The organism is Chitinophaga niabensis (genome assembly GCF_900129465.1).
In the GTDB taxonomy this organism is placed as follows: domain Bacteria; phylum Bacteroidota; class Bacteroidia; order Chitinophagales; family Chitinophagaceae; genus Chitinophaga; species Chitinophaga niabensis.
Window position 1 is genome coordinate 3,218,758 of record NZ_FSRA01000001.1, and the last position, 17,294, is coordinate 3,236,051.

The following is a 17,294-nucleotide window of genomic DNA, read 5'->3' on the forward strand; positions in this document are numbered from 1 at the left end:
GATCATGTCAAATTTTGAAAACGTAGAAGACTACATGAAAACCTTGCCGAAAGAAAGCAAAGCTATACTGGAAGAAGTAAGGCAGGTGATCAGGAAAACAGCTCCCGGGGCAGAAGAAGTGATCAGCTACCAGTTACCGGCACTGAAGTTCCATGGTATGCTTATCTATTATTCTGCTTATAAGGACCATATTTCCTTATCCTTCCCCAGTGCCAAAACCATTGAGGTATTGAAAGCAAAGGCAGTGCCTTATGAACTGGGGAAGAGCACCATCAAATTCCCGCTGAACAAACCGATGCCCTTCCCTTTGATCAAAGAGATCGTACAGATAAGGATGAAGGAAAACCTTGAAAAAGCAAGCCTGAAAACGAAACCAAAAAAGCGTTAGTGTTTTTGTACCAGGATCAATGTTCCTGAACAGCCCTGGCATAGTTGCCTCCGCTTAATGCTTTTGGATCCAGTCCAGTACATAATCCGCATCTCCCTGCCAGCCAGGCTGGCCTAGCACATTGTGATTCCTGCCCGGGAACTCCTTATACTCCAGCACAGACCCGTTCTTTTTGTACCGCTTAAAGTTCCGGGCATTCAGATGTGCAGGGATAATGTTATCCCAGCTGCCGGAAGTGATCAGCAAGGGGGGATGCGGTTTATCCCAGTCAACCCTGGCTGCGCCGCTTAATCCTCCCCTGGCCACTGTTTTGGATTCAGGAACGGTGAGCTTTTCGTACGCCACCTGTTGTTCTTCCAAAGGCTGTCCGTTCACAAAAGCATACTGCCAGTCTTTAAAAGACATCATATAGGTTTTCTTCAGCGAAGTGAATAAACCCAGCGATTTCCAGCCGCCTTTCAGAAAAGAAAATTCATAGGGAAAAACGCCGAGTGGTGGTACAGGATGAATGGCTACTCCTTTGGAAGCAAGGTCCCGGTTCACCAGGATCTGCGTCATCAGGCCTCCCAATGAATGCCCTATAATGACCGGTTTTTCCGGTAAGGACTTTGCCACATTCGCATAGGAATCGATCACTTCTTTTAAGGTTAAGGTAGCCAGATCAACATCGTTAGGCTGCCTGCTCCGGAGGGTGGGGGCATCACCATCTTTAAAGGGCCAGGCCGGGGCTAAAGTTTTATATCCTTTGCTTTCAAAATACGCTCTCCACTCATCCCAGCAATGATGAGTAACAAATGCTCCCGTCACGAATAAGATAGTTTTAGAAGTTTCCATAATAGTACAGGATTTAGAGGTTTAGAATAAGGGGTACACGTTTATACAAAGTACAATAATCAATTCATACACCCAAACAGGCAGTTCAGCCAGCCTATCCGCTGCCAGCCGGTTAATATGAACTTACTTGCGCCTAAATTAAAAAGTTTGTTATGCAACAGCGGCACCCCTGGCTGTTAACATTGGTCCTTATGACCTTTGTTTCCGGCACCTTCGCGCAAAAGCGCAACCCCATCAATTACAAAAAACAATTAGACGAAACCTTCGCAGCAATCAGCAAAGCGGATATTGCAAAAACCTCCGACATCAAAAAAGTAGCAGACCTGTATCTCCTGTCAGACGTGGCAGACCAGGGCATTGCCCTCCTGGATGCAGAAAGCGAAAGAATGAAACAGGAACTGGCAACCCGGAGATCAGCTTTCTCAGGAGGCTCCGCAGGGCTGGACAGGCAATTCCTGCAACTTATCTCAGATATGCCGGAACCCGTCATCAGTCTGCCCCTGGCTAAAAAGACCATGAAACCAGGCCCGGGAGAGGACATTTATTCCCTTTACATTAAAAAAGTAGAAGCTTACCAGGAACAGTTAAAAGAAGAGATCCAAAAGAATGCACCCACTTTCACCACTGTACCCACTGCTTACAAAGCCAAACAGGACCTGGAGAACAACCCCATGATCCAGCAAATGGGAGGACTGGAAAAACTTCAGAACATGAGTCCCGCAGAACGGCAGGCACTGGCAAAGCAAATGGCAGAGAAGGTGAAACAAGATCCGCCCGGTGAAGATGGCGATCCCAAAAGAGCATTTACCCAAAAGATGATGAAAGATCCCAACTATGCAGCTAAGTTCAACCACATGACGGTGCCAAAACAACAGGAAGAATACGAAAACTTCAAAAAGGAAAATGGATTTGTTGGTAATGAACTTCCCAAAAAAACAGATAATGCTGCACTCAATATCACCATCGATCAAAAAATAACCGCCATCTTTAATCACCGCCAGGAATTAGGTACAGTTGTAAAACCTTTACAGGAAAGAACTGAAGCATACTTCGCCGATGTAAATAAGCAACTAAGCGAACAATTAGAGGAACGCGCTAAAGCATTACCCATCGTAGAACATGGCGAAGCCGGCAAAGGAAAAGAAACCCGCCCGCTGGACATTGCTTACAATATTGTTTTGTATCCCGTAAAAATACAGGAGGCCCTGGCGAACAAGAACATCTGGGCCAGCCACCTTGCTGCTTTAAAAGTGACCATTGCAGAATATGATGCATTCCTGGCTGCCTACTGGGGTAAAGATAAAACCACCGATCAGCTGATGGCGCAAAGGAATCAAACTCCCCCGGCCATACTTTCCGGGATCTGTAATGAAGTGATCCGATTGACAAAAATGGCGAAGTACTACACCAATACCAGTGCATCTGCACAACGTTCTTATGATGAAAAGGTATTGCGTTTATATGAGTAAAGAGGGATTTTCGTTAGTTTTATATCTAAAACCCAGCTATATGAAAAAGACCTTATTTCTTCCATTACTACTGCTGTCGTTCTCTTCCTTTTCTCAAACAGTAAAACTAATTAACCCTCCCTCCCTTGCCACCCCCAAAAGTTATTCCCATGCAGCGGTGATAGATCTCGGCACCTGCACTATGGTGATCATTGCAGGCCAGGTAGCATTTGATAAAGAAGGTAACCTGGTAGGTAAAGGAGATATCGGTAAACAAACAGAACAGGCATTCCGCAACATCAAAAGTATCCTGGAAGCCAACGGCGGCACCATGGAGCATCTTGTAAAACTGGGATACTTTACCGTGGATGTTTCCAGGATCGAGGAGATCCGGAATGCCAGGAACCAGTTCATCAATACCACCAAACCTCCCACCAGTACACTGGTACAGGTTAGTAGATTATTCCGGGAAGACCTGTTGATGGAGATTGAAGCTACTGCCATTATTCCTAAAAAATAAATTCAGGTAACATCCCGTTGTTCTCACGGCTGAATACCCACATTTTACAGTCCAGGGTCAAAATCCTGCAACTCAAGGGAAATTCTCTTGTGTAAAGGACTTGCTCCTGCATTTTTGCCATCAAAAAGCCGATGCTGATATTAGTGATCATACTGGCCCTGAAGCGGCTGTTGAATGCAAAAAAGGAATAATGATGGAATTACGGAAGATCAAAAATAAAGGTCAGGCCAGGTTATTTGAAAGCAGGTACCTGGAAATGCTGACCAAAACACATCCCCTCATCATCTGGGGCATGTACCTTCCCCTGATCATCTATATGATCTATTATAGTTATGCCGTATTATGGTTTGCGGCGGGAACCATTGCATGCTTATTTGCGGGAGCACTTTTATTCTGGACCTTTTTCGAGTACGTAATGCACCGTTTCGTTTTCCATATGGTCAGCGAAAACCCCAGGTTAAAGAAACTGGCCTATATGATCCATGGCAATCACCATGAATACCCGCGGGACAGGCAACGGCTGTTTATGCCGCCTGTTCCCAGCATCCTGTTAGCCGCATCTATATTTGGCATCATGTACCTCCTGATGCAAAACATTGCTTTCATGTTCTTTCCCGGTTTCCTGTTCGGATACCTGATCTATGGGAGTATACATTATGCCATCCATGCCTGGAACCCGCCCTTTCCATTCATGAAACCCTTGTGGCGCAATCACCACCTGCATCACTATAAAAGTGAAGAAAAAGGCTTCGGTGTAAGCACCTCTTTGTGGGACAGGATGTTCGGTACTTTCTTTGACTAAATGCTCAGTTCCATCTGGATGTTACAACGTTCATAAGGAGTGGCCCGCCCTGTCACTTTCTGGAAGCCCAGCTTATAATACAGGTTGATGGCCGGTTTCAGAACAGTATTACTTTCAAGGTATAATTTGCGTGCGCCGAGGGAACGGGCCTTTTCAATCACTGCATTTCCCAGCAGCCAGCCAATGTTCCTGCCCTGTGCACGGGGAGAAACCGCCATCTTGGCGAGTTCAAAATCATACGCCGGGTCTTTCATTTTGATCAAAGCGCAAACGCCCACCGGCTCCCCTTCATATAAAGCCACAAGGATGTGACCTCCTTTATTGAGGATATAGCCCCTGGGATCATCCAGCGCTTTATGGTCCGCTTCTTCCATTTTAAACCAGGTGGAGATCCATTCCTCATTCAACGCCCTGAAGGCCTCCCGGTACGCAGGTTTGTAATCCACGATCTGTACCCTGGCACTCTCCCTTTCCTTTTTCTGTTCCTGCACCCTGCGCAGGAGCGACTTCTGCTCCAGTAAAAATTCCCATTCCCCGATAGCCTTCCAGAGATCGTTCCGGGTGTTTGCAGACAAATCTTCCACGGCATTGTTCACATCCTTATACTGGTCCTGGATCTTCTCCACTATCTCCTTTCCTTTGGGTGAGAGGCTTACCATATTGCGCCGCCCGTCTGCTTTATCATTCTTCTCCTTCACATACCCTTTCTTAGCCATTTCCGTAACGATCTTGCTCACCGAAGGATGAGAATGGCCTATTTCCCTGGCAATAGCTGTTACCGTACTGGCCCCTTCCGTGGAAAGCACATAGAAAACAGGGAACCATTTCGGTTGCATATCAATGTTATACAGCTTGAAGATCTGGGCAGCGTCTTCTGTTATTTTTTCACTCAGTAAGCGGAGCCTGCTGCCGATGGCCAGCTTACCTACCGTATCAAAGAAGTTCATTGTGTATATAATTACGTAACTGGTTACGTAAATTTAGGGAGAAGTGAAATACCGGCCAAATAAAAATAAAAAAGGCCTCTTGGGTGATATGCCCCCAAAAGTGTCTAACTTCTGGGGGCAGTTCATTGGGAGGCCTTTTTATATAAAATGTTGTTCTTTAAATGAAACAAAGTGACCGCATTTTATCCCCACGGTTCCTTAAACAAAGGGATCATACTTTATCCCGGGGCCTTTAAAAACTCACTTCAACTCTTTAAACAACGAAACCGCTCCATCCATCTCTACCCTCAGCACATCAGTCTTAACACCATCCTGCACTTCAATGAAATACATGTCTTCATCATCAAACTGCGTTCCGTACAGCAGCATATCTGTATCATTGGCCTCATTGTCGTCAAACATCAGCACAGGCGCACCTTCATAATTCTGGTAATGTTTCTTTATATATTTCTGCGCACTCATCGGCAGGTCGCTGAATTGCCGGGGAGAAGTAGTGCCTACCAGCTGCGAAGTAATATCGTAGTAAGCAGTTGTTTTCCTCCCATCCTGGTTGGTGAAAGTAGCCTCATCATAATAACCCGACCTTGCCCATTGTACATCCTGCACATCGCCAAAATCAAAGGCAAACTTCTCTTTAGATTGAAAACTAACCTCCTTGCCCTCCAGCGCTCTTAAGGCCACCCGCTTTTCATGCCTTTCTTTCCTGATCTCTTTCTTGTCCTTACCTACCATGGCAATTGTGTTTTGTGCCTGTAAGGAACCCGCCGCCATCACTACGGCCATTAACAATACTACCTTTTTCATTTCCTGTTTTTTAAATTGTTAATTAAAAAGAAATGCCGCCGTAAATCATAACAATTCAACAGGAAAGTTCATGTGCCGGTTTAGAAGGATTTGTTAAATTTAAACCATGTTAAAGGCTACCCGACAAGATAAAGAGAAAGTAATCTTACGGCTGTCGAACCAGGTATGCCCATTCAATTGAACAAAGCGCCGTGAAAATTTATCAGCAAGTTCCGGGTTTAACGGGTTAAAAAGGAGCCCTATCTTTGCCCCATGCTACACCATACCGCCATAGAAGATAAACTGGGTGAGCTGATCCGGAAAGGAGATATAACCCTGGGTGGTTATAAAAAAGCAAAGATCTACGGTCTGCTCACCTGCTCTTCCGGTAAAAGGATGAAAAAAGAGAACCGTGTATTCTTCAAAGATGAAAAGGAAGCCATAGCCCGGGGATACAGGCCCTGCGGTCACTGCCTGCCTCAAAAATACAAACAATGGAAGGAGTCACAAACCTGATACCTGTTGACGGAGCCGTCTATTTCTACCCGGCATTATTTTCCCCGGAAGAAAGTGATCAGCTCTTTTCAGCGTTGATCAATAATATCCAATGGAAACAGGAACCTGTGTTCATCATGGGTAAAGAGATCATGCAACCCCGCCTCACTGCCTGGTATGGCGATGCCGATAAAGCCTACAGCTACACCGGCATCACTATGACGCCGCATGCATGGACGCCGGAACTCTTAATGATCAAAACAAGGATAGAACAGATCGCTCAGCATACATTCACCAGCGTATTGCTCAATTATTACAGGGATGGAAAAGATAGCATGGGCTGGCACAGGGATAATGAAAAAGAGCTGGGCAACAATCCCGTGATCGGTTCTGTAAGTTTTGGCGCCTCGCGGTACTTCCATCTGAAACACCGCGTTGATAAAACCCTCCGCACAAAAATACGCCTCACTCACGGCAGCTTCCTGTTGATGAAAGGTACTACCCAACATCACTGGTACCATAGCATTCCAAAGGAACTAAAAGTTACCGGTGGCAGGATCAATCTTACTTTCAGAACAATTATCTGAGTACTTTACGGTAACCTAATTCCGCGCCTCCGCTCACCGGCATGATATGCCCTGTAATAAAACGGGCTTTATCAGACAGCAGGAAAATACAAACATCCGCAATCACATCTGCCTCCGGGCAGTACCCCAGCAGGTGGATGTTATTGAGATATTCCTCCCCGGCCGAACCCTCAGGCTGTTCCTTACTCCATTGCCGCAACATGGGCGTCCACACACCAGCCGGTGCTACTGCATTCACCCTTACCTGGTACGGCGCATAATCAATGGCCATGGATTTGGTCAATGCATTCATGGCTCCTTTGGTTGCAGCATACGCTGCATGATTATCCTGCCCGATAGCTCCCACCAGGCTGCTTGTATTCAGAATGCAGCCTTTCGTTGCTTTCAGGGCTTCTATTCCAAAACGGCAGGTAAGGAAAACACTTTTCAGGTTAGTGTCCAGCACCTTCTCCCATTCTTCTTCGGAGGTTTCATGTAATGGTTTGGAAGGATCGGCTATTCCGGCATTATTATGGATCACATCCATCCTCCCATAATGTGCCAGTGTTTTTTCTATGGCACTTTGCACATCCCTTGCTATGGTAACATCGCATAAAATACCCAGGTGACCGGGGCCTAATGTTGCCATCGCGGCTTCCAGGGAAAGCTGATCGTTAGTGACCACTACCACACCCGCACCCGCTTCCGCATATCTTACGGCACATTCATACCCGATGCCCATGGAGCCACCGGTAAGGAATATGACCTTATCTTTTAATGCTTGCATACACCTTCTTCTTTAATCTGCATGAAATACTTCTTCCATGGTTGCCCATGTATCCCCTTTCGCTGCTGCTTCCGGGAGCGGCTGCTGGCAGGGCGCAGTTTCACGCCACCACCTTTGGGTAGTAGTGTCTGCCGCCATTTTTTTCATATCTCCTTCAAAATCCTTTCCTGTATATTCAAAATAGCTGAACAGGAAATACTGCGCTTCTATTTTCCGGAGATAGATAGAATAGTTCCGGATATTACATTCCTTAATTTTCTTCAATACACCAGGCCAGGCCTTGGCATGTAACTCCTTGTAATAAGCCAGTTTCTCCGGCTTCAGGCCGGTAACAGAACCATAACGCTGAACAGTAACCTGTTTGGTCCCACAAGCCTGCAATACAATAAAAAACAGTAACAGATTGAATAAACGCATCCTGATCTATTTGAAAAGTAAATACAAAACGATCATAATAGCCACCAGGCAGGCAGACAATACCTTATAATTCGCCAGCCCCTTCCATCCTTTGTGAGCCAATGGTTCCAGGGGAGACTTCCAGTAAAGTTTTTCACTCTCCGTAGTGTGCTGCACCGGGTAGATGTAAGAGAATACTACCTGCACCAGCACACAGCAAAAGAACAGGTAAAAGGCCATCAGCATAAAAGGTATTTGCCCCAATACAGAGCCGGGATAAGTTTTTGTGAAAACAAATACACCTACCCCTAAAGCAGAACCTATCCATAACGTATACTTCGAAGCAGGTGCAGATGCCTTCTTCCAGAAGATACCCAATACAAACACACAGGTGATGGGTGGCGCAATATGTGCAATGATATCATTCAAGCCCACAAAAATACTTTCGTAACTATTCAGCAAAGGCAGCAGGAATAAAGAAATGACCAGCGCCGCGCCAGCTACCACCCTTCCCATCCTCACCAGCTTTTTATCCTCCGTACCAGGGCGGTAGCGTTGATAGAAATCATAGGTAACAATGGTGGATACAGCATTGAGGGCACCGGATACCTGGCTCATCAAACCGGATAACAATGCTGCCACCAATACACCTATCAGGCCACTGGGCAATAATTGCGTGATCATTAAAGTATAAATACCCTTGCTCTCTATCCCTTTTTCAGAAGTGATACTGCTCAGGTCCAGCAGGTTTGTTTTATACAAAGCATAAGCTAACAGCCCCGGCAACACGAAAATAAATACCGGCAATATCTTCAGGAACCCGCAGAACAAAGCCCCTGCCCTGGCATGATCTTCATCCTTTGCACCTAATAACCTTTGTACGATCGTTTGGTCCGCACACCAATACCAGATCCCTATTACCGGGTATCCCAGGAAAACAGCATACCAGGGCATTCCGCTGCTATCGCCATGTGGCTTTAACATAGATAATTTATCCAGCTCCCCGCCTGCCTGCAATACAGCCGTCATCTCATGCCATCCGCCCATCTTATGATAAGCTGCGATACTGATAATAACAGCACCACTCAGCAACACTACTGTTTGTATGGACTCTGTGATCACCACTGCGCGCAAGCCTCCAACAATCGTATATACCGCCGTAATGAGAGAGATAATGATCACACTGGCATACATGTTCATACCAAAAAGTGTTTTCAGCACAATGCCACCTGCCAGCATGGAAAATGCAATATGCACAATGATGGCAGACACTACGGACACGCCGGCCAGCCAATCCCTCGAAGCTTTATCATACCGTTTCTCCAGGAAATCCGGTAACGTGGATACACCTGACCTGATGTAAAAAGGCACAAATAACAAGGCAAGGGTGATCAGCACAAACACAGCCATCCATTCAAAATTACCATTCAGTAACCCTGAATCAAACCCACTTTGCGCAAGGCTTACCAGGTGTACAGTGGAAATATTGGTGGCAAACAATGCCAGCCCGATCGCCGGCCAGGTTAACCGCTTCCCTGCCAGGAAATATTCATTGGCACCTTTATTAAAATTCCCGGCACCGGCCCACAGGCCAATGAATAGAATAGCCAGGATGTAGAGGCCTGCAATGGTGAGGTCCAGATTACTGATCATGTTTACTTTTTCAGATCGCAGCTGCTGCCCGGTTCCATAGGGGTGATATATCTGCCATCCCTGATGTGTACCGGATGAATGAAATGCTGCTGTAGATGTGGAATATGTTCTAAGAATAATGCTTCATGCCCCATGGCAATATGGTTGAATAACACAAGATGCTGATGTAACTGCCCCATATCTCCCACATGCGGCACTACCGGGATACCGAATTTACGGCACAATAAACTCACCGTAATGAATTCACTCACTCCTCCCACTCTCACAGCATCTACCTGTATAAAACCGGCACTGCCGGTTTGCAGGTAGTTTTTAAAGATGATCCTGTTAGGTACATGTTCCCCCAGGGCCAGTTTAGTTGGCGCGATGTGATCCGCCAGTACTTTATGCGCCAATACATCGTCAGGGTGTGTTGGCTCTTCTATCCAATACGGATTCATGGACTGCAACACTTTACAGATCTTCATTGCCTGCGGCAATGTCCATTGCTGGTTGGCATCCAGCATGATCTTCACATCATCCCCTGCTACTTCGCGCACGATATGTGCGCGCCTGATATCCCGTTCAGCATCCGCAGCGCCCACTTTCAGCTTCATGGCGGTAAACCCGTTCTGCACTGCTTTCCTGCAATTGGCCCGTACCTCCTCATCGGAATAATTGAACCAGCCAACAGAAGTATCATATCCCGGATAACCACTGTGAATGATCCCCTCCCGCTCAGCCATGCTGCTGCGGTTGCTTTCCAGTAATTGCAGCGCTTCTTCCCGGGTCAGCTCATCTTCAAGATAAGAAAGGTCCAGTGTGTTCACGATAGTTGCTGCTGGCAGGCTGGTCAGTAATTTCCATAAAGGCACTCCACGCTTTTTTGCCCAAAGGTCAAAGCAGGCATTGGTTACAGCTGCCAGCCCCAAATGCACCACTCCTTTATGCGGCCCCAGCCATCTGAACTGTTGCTCATTCGATAATTGACGGAAGATGTTCCCGAAGTCTCCCATGATCTCTTCAATATCCCTGCCCTGCAAAGTTGCAGCATAGAACTGTGCAGCCTTGCATACAAGATCGTTCCCTTCACCTAATGTAAAAGCGAAACCGGTTCCCGTGTTCCCTTTGTTATCCGTTAGTTCCGTTACAGCGTACGAGTATACCGGATCACGGTGTATGGCATCACTTCCTGCACCCTTGCTGAGTGGGAAACGCCTGTCACTAACAACTATCTTGTTTATCATAATGCTAAAGTAGGGCTAAGGTATCCCTAAAATGCAAACCCTGAAATAGAGTATACACCAACCTTAATGGATTATCCTTTTACGCTTGTGCTATGGATTATTTTAGTTAATTTTAAATGAAACAATGCACCATTAAAGCTTCCCGCTTACGGCACACAACCCGCCTGAACAGGCAAACCGGATTATTCATGAATACGAGCATACAGAAAAGAAAAGATGGATTTGAAGGACAGAAGCTGATCAGCCTGCCTGATATCATTCATAAGAACAACACTCCAGTTACACAGATCTACATTACGCACATAGGATATTTCCCTAAAGCGGCCTATCATTACCGGGAACGCAGGAAAGGTTGTGCAGATAATATCCTCATCTACTGCCTGAGAGGAAAAGGCTGGTACATCATTGGCAATAAAAGATACAATGTGGGGCCGGGGCAGTTCATTCAGATCCCTGCCACTTCACAATACATGCGCTACGGCGCAGATGTTGATGATCCATGGACCATCTATTGGGTACATTACAGCGGTAAGGATATGCATACGTTTAATGCTGCGCTTAAGATCACAGAGAAAGATGGCCCGCGGAACATTACCTATAATGAAAAGTCTATTAAGATCTGGGAGCACATGTATCAGAGCCTGGAAATGGGTTATAGTAAAGATAATCTCACCAATGCTAATTTCTGCCTGCCATACTTCCTGGCTACTTTCCTCTATCCGGAGAAACACGAGGAACAGCAAAGCGGAAAAGAGCCGGACCTGGTAACAGAAACCATCCTGTTCATGCGCAACAACCTGGACCTGAAAGTAACAGTGGAAGACCTGGCAGCCCGCCACAAATTATCCACCTCTCATTTTTCCAACTTATTTAAAAAGGCAACCGGCATGTCTCCCATCGATTATTTAATTCACCTTAAACTACAGAAGGCCTGCCAGTTACTTTATGATGCTACCATAAAGATCAAGGATATCGCGAAAGCCATAGGCTACGATGATCCTTATTATTTTTCCCGCCTGTTCAAAAAGCTCATGGAGATGTCTCCCGAGCAATACAGGGTATTACGGAAGAAAAAAGCCTAACGCCTCTCCTGCATTTTCCAACCCTCCAGGAAGTGTACTTACTACCCTTCATTTGAAAATACTATTATTTTAAGGTAAAAAAGAGCAATCGATTGTTTTTTTTATATACTTTTGTTTCAGGTCATAAATCGAGGACCCGGTAGCAAGCCAAAATCAATACCAGGACGTGAACTAAACAAATTCCACAAACCAAAAACAACATTATTCCCACGATGAGTTTAAAAACAAAGCAAAGCTAAAACACTGCCGCATTATGCAATCGTTTGCATGTATGTGGTACTTATTATTTGTTCCCAGGGGTGAGTGATCTCGCCCAGGGCATTCCATTTCTTGCCTCACTTTAAATAAAGCGTTATGTCAGATTATTTACAACTCTGTCCGACTCCTCGTTGGCTGCGTATCCGGTGGATATATTTAGCCTGGATACCTGTGACATGCTTATCCACAGCAGCATCGGCGAACAGGACACCAACGTCTACTTATTATCAACAGGAAACACGCGAACTCCGTGGCCGCGTTACAGATGAATCCAAAACACCTTTACCCGGAGTAACAGTAACTTTAAAAGGAAGTAAACAAGGTACCGTTACGGATGCCAGCGGATTTTATTCATTGAAGGTTGCTGCTGCTTCCGGCATCCTTGAATTTACCTTTATCGGTTATGCCAAACAGGAGCAGGCTTATGCTGATTTTAAAGGAGTAGATATCCAAATGACTTTTGACCAGAAAGCATTGGGAGAAGTAGTGGTAGTAGGGTATGGTACACAAAAGAAAGTGAACATGGTGGGTGCTGTTTCTGCTATCAAAGTAGATGAAGCCATCACCAGCCGCGCCCTGCCAAATGCTTCCTCAGCACTCTCAGGCCTGGTGCCTGGTTTAGCCGTTACCCAATCTACCGGTATGGCTGGCCGTAATGGTGCAGCCCTGATGATCCGGGGATTAGGCACGGTAAATAATGCCAATCCGCTGGTAGTAGTGGACGGTATGCCGGATGTGGACATCAACCTGATCAACATCAACGACATTGAAAGCATCTCTGTATTAAAAGATGCCACCTCTGCATCTGTATATGGTTCCCGTGCCGCAAATGGTGTGATCCTCATCACCACCAAATCCGGTAAAGGCCTGAAGAAAACACAGCTCAACTTCAGCGGGTCTTTAGCACTTACCAAACCTACAAAGGCCTTTGATTTCATGCCAGACTATGCACGCGGGCTTACCATGCATCAACGCCAGGCTGCTGTTGGAACCTTACGCCCCCTGTGGGATTTTAAAGATGGTACTATCGATCAGTGGATGGCCATGAGTATGATCGATCCCCTTCGTTATCCTAATACAGACTGGTGGGATGTGATCATCCGCGATGGACAGTTACAGAATTATAATGTTTCCGCTGCCGGTGGTGGTGAGAACTCTAACTTCTTCATCTCTTTAGGCGTAGTGGATGAAAAAGGCTTGCAGATCAATAACGATTTTACCCGTTACAATGCACGCTTTAACTATGATTACAAACTGCGCAAAAATATGAACGTGGGTGTGCGTTTCAACGGCAGCTGGACCAAATTCGTATATGCGCTGGAAGATGGTTTTACAGACGACAACGTTTCCAATACCGCTGGTTTTGACCTTCAGTATGCCATAGCAGGTATTACCCCCTATGATCCGGTATCAGGTTACTATGGTGGTGTAATGGCTTACAATGAAGATGCGCAGGCATACAATCCATTTACGGTATATCAGAATACACTCAACCGCCAGAACAGGCAGGGAGCCAACAGTACGTTCTACCTGGACTGGTCCCCCATTGAAGGATTAACAGCACGTGTTGATTATTCCCTGAACTACTACAACCAATTCCGCTGGAATGCTGCTACGCCTAACAGGGCCTACAACTTCCAGAGCAATACTTTCGGCACCCGCACTTACGTTGGAGACAATGCCGGCGTAGGTAACTTTACCAATACAGGGTATAAAACATTGCTGAACGGTAGCCTTAACTACAAAAGAACTTTTGCAAAGAACCACGAGATAAGTGCCATGGTAGTATATACGGAGGAGTACTGGTATGACCGTTACCAGGGATCCACCCGTAACGACAGGCTCCATCCTACCCTGCATGAAATTGATGCAGCACTCACCACCACACAAACAACAGGCGGTAATTCCAGTACGGAAGGGCTGCTTTCTTACATCGGCCGTTTTAACTATACTGCCTTTAATAAATACCTCTTTGAATTCAATGGTCGTATTGATGGTTCTTCCAAATTCCTGCCAGGCCACCAGTATGGCTTCTTTCCCTCCGTTGCATTAGGATGGCGTTTTACGGAAGAAAACTTCATCAAACAGTACACAGAAAATATCCTGAGCCAGGGTAAATTCAGGATCTCCTATGGTTCTCTCGGTAACAACAGTGGTATCAACAGGTATGAACAACAACCCACGCTGGCAGACGCAGCCTACATGATAGGTGATAACGCAAGCAAAGGATTTGTGAACAGGAAACTGGTGAACAGCTCTTTAAGCTGGGAAAAGAATACGGTGTTGAACATTGGTCTGGACCTTGGCTTCTTCGATAATAGGCTGTCTGCCGAACTGGATTATTACAACCGCCTAACCACAGGTATGGTACGGCCTTCCGAAATGTCTATCATGCTCACAGGTGCTTATGATGCGCCAAGGAGGAATATCGGTGACCTCCGTAACAAGGGCGTGGAATTAAACCTTACCTGGTCAGACAAGATCGGCGAAATAAAATACGGCGTAAACCTGAATGGTTCCTACAACAGTACCACCCTCGAAAAATGGAACGAATTCCTCGGTAAAGGTTACACCTTCCTGAATATGCCCTATCACTTCCTGTATACTTTTGAAGACCTCGGTGTTGCACAAACCTGGGAAGATGTATACAATGCCACGCCACAGAACGCATCCCCCGGAGATATCCTGCGTAAAGACCTGAACGGAGATGGCAGGATCACTGCAGAGGATAAGAAAGCCTATCCAAACATCCAGCGCGACCGCCCCACTACTTACTTTGCCCTGGGCGCAAATGTAGGCTGGAAAGGTATTGACCTCTCTTTCCTCTTCCAGGGTGCTACCGGTCGTAAGGACTATATCATGAATAACTACAACAACACCAGCCCTTCCGCAAAAAGATATGCCTGGACCTGGGACCAATGGTACAACATATGGTCACTGGATAACAGGGGTGGTTCATTACCACGTTTATCCGGGAATGCTAACAGGGAGGAAACTTCTTTCTGGCTGGATGATATGACCTATCTCCGCCTGAAAAATATTCAGCTTGGCTATACTATCCCCTCCAATTTGCTGAAAAGGATCGGGGTGAATTCATTCCGCATTTTCGGTTCCGCAGAGAACATTATGACCCTTACCAACTTCCGCGGTCTTGATCCTGAAGCAACAGGCAACAGGAGTAATGCATACCCCGTGAATAAATCATATTCCGCAGGTGTTAATGTGGGCTTTTAAATTTATAATCATGAAAAGATCAATTGCAAAAATATATCTGATAGGTGCTGTTGTCAGCCTAGCTTTCACTTCCGGCTGCGTCAAAAACCTGCTGGACCAGAAAGCTACTGTAGAATTGCCGTATGCGCAGTTCTGGAAAACAGAAGCAGATGCCACCATGGCACTCATGGGCGCATATGCCGATACACGTTATGTATTCGACCGTGATTACATGATGGAAGGACATGGAGAATATACCAGGGTACGCGGCATGGCAGCTCCTACCAATCTTGTAACAGGGGATGCTTACCAGGGAAATTCCGGCATCTACGATCCTACCAACTATGCAGATAAATGGGATAAAATGTACCGCTATCTGTATGGTGGCGTGAACCGCTGCAACTATGTGATCGATAATGTAAACGTCATGATAGCAGCCGCTAATGAAACTTCTAAACCCAGTCTGGAAAGAATAGCCGGTGAAGCTAAACTCCTGCGCGGTCTCTGCTATTTTAAGCTGATATCGATGTGGGGAGATGTTCCTTACATCAGCAAAACAGTGAACGATAACAGTGAAGTAGCGAAGATCCCCCGTACTCCCATCGGCCAGGTAAAGGATTCTATCCTCGCAGATCTTAACTATGCATTTGAAAAGCTGCCCAATAAAAGTACAGAAATAGGCCGTATGGCTAAACCCGCAGCTTTGGCCCTCCGTGGTAAAGTGCAATTATATTGGGCCTCCTGGAATAATTTCGGCTGGCCGGAATTAGCAGGTTTTGTTCCCAATGCCGCAACTGCCACCGCCGCCTATACTGCAGCAGCTGATGATTTCAGGAAAGTGATCAACGACTACGGCCTGGTATTGTTCAGGAATGGAGAACCCGGAGAAATTGACGCCCTCGGAAAAGCGGAAAAGCTCCCCAACTATTTCTACCTCTTTATGCCTGTGGCAAATGGTGATGGGGAAAACCTCCTGTACTTCACACATGGTGGAACAGGTACAGGCCAGGGAGAAGAACTGATGCGTAACCTGGGAACACGTACCGTTGAAAGCTCTCAACTATGGGTACACCCAAGGTATGAAATTGCAGACCGTTACCAATTGACAACAACCGGCGATTTCGCACCTCCTTTGAAACCAATGCCTCCCACCGGAGCTGGCAGAACAACGCTTAATTCGGCAGTAAACCCACAGAGCTACGCCGATCGTGATTACAGGATGAAAGCATCCCTCATTTGGGATATGGAAATGAGCATTGGGCTCACCAGTTTGAAGTCCACCGGCTTCTTCCCCTTCGTTTATAAATCAAACAGCGCTCCTATCGTAATAGATGGTGTGAATTATGTTACTTCTTTCCCTGATGGTGTTAACTCCGGTTACATCTTCCGCAAGTTTGTAAGGAACTATCCCGGGCTGGGCCGCAGTGAAGGTAATTATGCATGGCCGGTGATCCGCCTGGCAGATGTATACCTGATGTATGCAGAAGCTACCAATTTCGCCACCGGCCCACAGGCAGATGCCATCGCCCTGGTGAACAAAGTACGCTACAGGGGGAAACTTCCACCGCTGGCAGCATCAAAAACTGCAGATAAAGCCACTTTCTTTAGTGCCATTGAACAGGAAAGGATCATTGAACTGATCGGTGAAGGCCAACGTGGTTTTGACATCCGCAGATGGAGAGCAATTGAAAGGATCTGGGGAGCCCCTGCAGGCCCGGGCGTATGGCGGCTGGATACACATGGCGGACAAATAACACGGTATTATCAAAACACGCCGGAAAGAACGTACCAGCAGAATTATATTTTCAGGATACCTCCGGGTGAACGTGACCGTAATCCAAACCTCACGCAGAACACACCATGGCTGTAACCCAATTTTCACTTTAAAAAGAGCAA

Annotated in this window: 16 protein-coding genes; 9 read left to right on the plus strand and 7 right to left on the minus strand. The window is 46.2% G+C overall.

The window, feature by feature from the left end; all coding sequences use genetic code 11:
- Positions 1–4 precede the first annotated feature (4 nt).
- The gene (locus BUR42_RS12725; protein ID WP_074239595.1) at positions 5–388 is read left to right on the plus strand and encodes an iron chaperone; all 384 of its coding nucleotides are present in this window, start codon (positions 5–7) and stop codon (positions 386–388) included.
- Positions 389–442: 54 nt separating this feature from the next.
- Here the strand turns inward: BUR42_RS12725 and BUR42_RS12730 are convergent, their stop codons facing one another.
- Positions 443–1,222: an alpha/beta hydrolase gene (locus BUR42_RS12730; RefSeq protein ID WP_074239596.1), complete on the minus strand. Its 780-nt coding sequence runs from the start codon at positions 1,220–1,222 to the stop codon at positions 443–445.
- Between the two features lie 152 nt (positions 1,223–1,374).
- Between BUR42_RS12730 and BUR42_RS12735 the strand changes: the two genes are divergently transcribed.
- From BUR42_RS12735 to BUR42_RS12745, 3 genes are all read left to right on the plus strand, one after another.
- Positions 1,375–2,691 carry a hypothetical protein gene (locus BUR42_RS12735; protein ID WP_143197433.1) on the plus strand — a complete coding sequence of 439 codons (1,317 nt, stop codon included), beginning with the start codon at positions 1,375–1,377 and terminating at the stop codon, positions 2,689–2,691.
- A 40-nt stretch (positions 2,692–2,731) separates the two neighbouring features.
- Positions 2,732–3,190: a RidA family protein gene (locus tag BUR42_RS12740; protein WP_074239598.1), complete on the plus strand. Its 459-nt coding sequence runs from the start codon at positions 2,732–2,734 to the stop codon at positions 3,188–3,190.
- Positions 3,191–3,380: 190 nt separating this feature from the next.
- Entirely contained in the window at positions 3,381–3,992 is a 612-nt protein-coding gene (locus BUR42_RS12745) for a sterol desaturase family protein (RefSeq protein ID WP_234979666.1), read from the plus strand.
- Here BUR42_RS12745 and BUR42_RS12750 read toward each other — a convergent pair.
- The gene (locus tag BUR42_RS12750; RefSeq protein ID WP_074239599.1) at positions 3,989–4,939 is read right to left on the minus strand and encodes a bifunctional helix-turn-helix transcriptional regulator/GNAT family N-acetyltransferase; all 951 of its coding nucleotides are present in this window, start codon (positions 4,937–4,939) and stop codon (positions 3,989–3,991) included. The two genes, BUR42_RS12745 and BUR42_RS12750, sit on opposite strands and share 4 nt — an antisense overlap.
- A 240-nt stretch (positions 4,940–5,179) precedes the next feature.
- The gene (locus tag BUR42_RS12755) at positions 5,180–5,743 is read right to left on the minus strand and encodes a hypothetical protein (RefSeq protein ID WP_074239600.1); all 564 of its coding nucleotides are present in this window, start codon (positions 5,741–5,743) and stop codon (positions 5,180–5,182) included.
- A 252-nt stretch (positions 5,744–5,995) separates the two neighbouring features.
- Here BUR42_RS12755 and BUR42_RS12760 point away from each other — a divergent pair, with 252 nt between their 5' ends.
- Complete coding sequence (locus BUR42_RS12760) at positions 5,996–6,238, plus strand: Ada metal-binding domain-containing protein (RefSeq protein ID WP_074239601.1); 243 nt, start codon at positions 5,996–5,998, stop codon at positions 6,236–6,238.
- Positions 6,217–6,804 (plus strand): alpha-ketoglutarate-dependent dioxygenase AlkB family protein, encoded by a 588-nt coding sequence (locus tag BUR42_RS12765; protein WP_074239602.1) that lies wholly within the window; start codon positions 6,217–6,219, stop codon positions 6,802–6,804. Before BUR42_RS12760 ends, BUR42_RS12765 begins: the two co-directional genes overlap by 22 nt.
- On the opposite strand, the gene BUR42_RS12770 is transcribed toward BUR42_RS12765, so the two are convergent.
- The 4 genes from BUR42_RS12770 to BUR42_RS12785 are packed head-to-tail and all read right to left on the minus strand — an operon-like array spanning position 6,797 to position 10,845.
- Positions 6,797–7,570, minus strand: coding sequence for an SDR family NAD(P)-dependent oxidoreductase (locus BUR42_RS12770; RefSeq protein WP_074239603.1), 774 nt, complete (start codon positions 7,568–7,570; stop codon positions 6,797–6,799). The two genes, BUR42_RS12765 and BUR42_RS12770, sit on opposite strands and share 8 nt — an antisense overlap.
- Before the next feature lie 12 nt (positions 7,571–7,582).
- A complete protein-coding gene (locus BUR42_RS12775) occupies positions 7,583–7,987 on the minus strand; it encodes an L-rhamnose mutarotase (RefSeq protein WP_084185542.1) in 405 nt (134 codons plus the stop codon).
- Positions 7,988–7,993: 6 nt separating this feature from the next.
- Positions 7,994–9,619, minus strand: a complete 1,626-nt coding sequence (locus BUR42_RS12780) for a sodium:solute symporter (RefSeq protein WP_074239604.1) — start codon at positions 9,617–9,619, stop codon at positions 7,994–7,996.
- A 2-nt stretch (positions 9,620–9,621) separates the two neighbouring features.
- Complete coding sequence (locus BUR42_RS12785; RefSeq protein WP_074239605.1) at positions 9,622–10,845, minus strand: enolase C-terminal domain-like protein; 1,224 nt, start codon at positions 10,843–10,845, stop codon at positions 9,622–9,624.
- Positions 10,846–11,033: 188 nt separating this feature from the next.
- Here BUR42_RS12785 and BUR42_RS12790 point away from each other — a divergent pair, with 188 nt between their 5' ends.
- From BUR42_RS12790 to BUR42_RS12800, 3 genes are all read left to right on the plus strand, one after another.
- Positions 11,034–11,927 carry an AraC family transcriptional regulator gene (locus BUR42_RS12790; protein WP_074240579.1) on the plus strand — a complete coding sequence of 298 codons (894 nt, stop codon included), beginning with the start codon at positions 11,034–11,036 and terminating at the stop codon, positions 11,925–11,927.
- A gap of 429 nt (positions 11,928–12,356) precedes the next feature.
- Positions 12,357–15,419, plus strand: a complete 3,063-nt coding sequence (locus tag BUR42_RS12795) for a SusC/RagA family TonB-linked outer membrane protein (RefSeq protein ID WP_234979667.1) — start codon at positions 12,357–12,359, stop codon at positions 15,417–15,419.
- 10 nt (positions 15,420–15,429) lie between these two features.
- A complete protein-coding gene (locus tag BUR42_RS12800; protein ID WP_200798255.1) occupies positions 15,430–17,268 on the plus strand; it encodes a RagB/SusD family nutrient uptake outer membrane protein in 1,839 nt (612 codons plus the stop codon).
- The last annotated feature ends 26 nt before the right edge of the window (positions 17,269–17,294 follow it).

Excerpts from the sequence above, each read along its gene's own strand:
- BUR42_RS12725 (WP_074239595.1), top strand. The coding sequence starts at position 5 with ATGTCAAATTTTGAAAACGTAGAAGACTACATGAAAACCTTGCCGAAA.
- BUR42_RS12730 (WP_074239596.1), bottom strand. The coding sequence starts at position 1,222 with ATGGAAACTTCTAAAACTATCTTATTCGTGACGGGAGCATTTGTTACT.
- BUR42_RS12735 (WP_143197433.1), top strand. The coding sequence starts at position 1,375 with ATGCAACAGCGGCACCCCTGGCTGTTAACATTGGTCCTTATGACCTTT.
- BUR42_RS12740 (WP_074239598.1), top strand. The coding sequence starts at position 2,732 with ATGAAAAAGACCTTATTTCTTCCATTACTACTGCTGTCGTTCTCTTCC.
- BUR42_RS12745 (WP_234979666.1), top strand. The coding sequence starts at position 3,381 with ATGATGGAATTACGGAAGATCAAAAATAAAGGTCAGGCCAGGTTATTT.
- BUR42_RS12750 (WP_074239599.1), bottom strand. The coding sequence starts at position 4,939 with ATGAACTTCTTTGATACGGTAGGTAAGCTGGCCATCGGCAGCAGGCTC.
- BUR42_RS12755 (WP_074239600.1), bottom strand. The coding sequence starts at position 5,743 with ATGAAAAAGGTAGTATTGTTAATGGCCGTAGTGATGGCGGCGGGTTCC.
- BUR42_RS12760 (WP_074239601.1), top strand. The coding sequence starts at position 5,996 with ATGCTACACCATACCGCCATAGAAGATAAACTGGGTGAGCTGATCCGG.
- BUR42_RS12765 (WP_074239602.1), top strand. The coding sequence starts at position 6,217 with ATGGAAGGAGTCACAAACCTGATACCTGTTGACGGAGCCGTCTATTTC.
- BUR42_RS12770 (WP_074239603.1), bottom strand. The coding sequence starts at position 7,570 with ATGCAAGCATTAAAAGATAAGGTCATATTCCTTACCGGTGGCTCCATG.
- BUR42_RS12775 (WP_084185542.1), bottom strand. The coding sequence starts at position 7,987 with ATGCGTTTATTCAATCTGTTACTGTTTTTTATTGTATTGCAGGCTTGT.
- BUR42_RS12780 (WP_074239604.1), bottom strand. The coding sequence starts at position 9,619 with ATGATCAGTAATCTGGACCTCACCATTGCAGGCCTCTACATCCTGGCT.
- BUR42_RS12785 (WP_074239605.1), bottom strand. The coding sequence starts at position 10,845 with ATGATAAACAAGATAGTTGTTAGTGACAGGCGTTTCCCACTCAGCAAG.
- BUR42_RS12790 (WP_074240579.1), top strand. The coding sequence starts at position 11,034 with ATGAATACGAGCATACAGAAAAGAAAAGATGGATTTGAAGGACAGAAG.
- BUR42_RS12800 (WP_200798255.1), top strand. The coding sequence starts at position 15,430 with ATGAAAAGATCAATTGCAAAAATATATCTGATAGGTGCTGTTGTCAGC.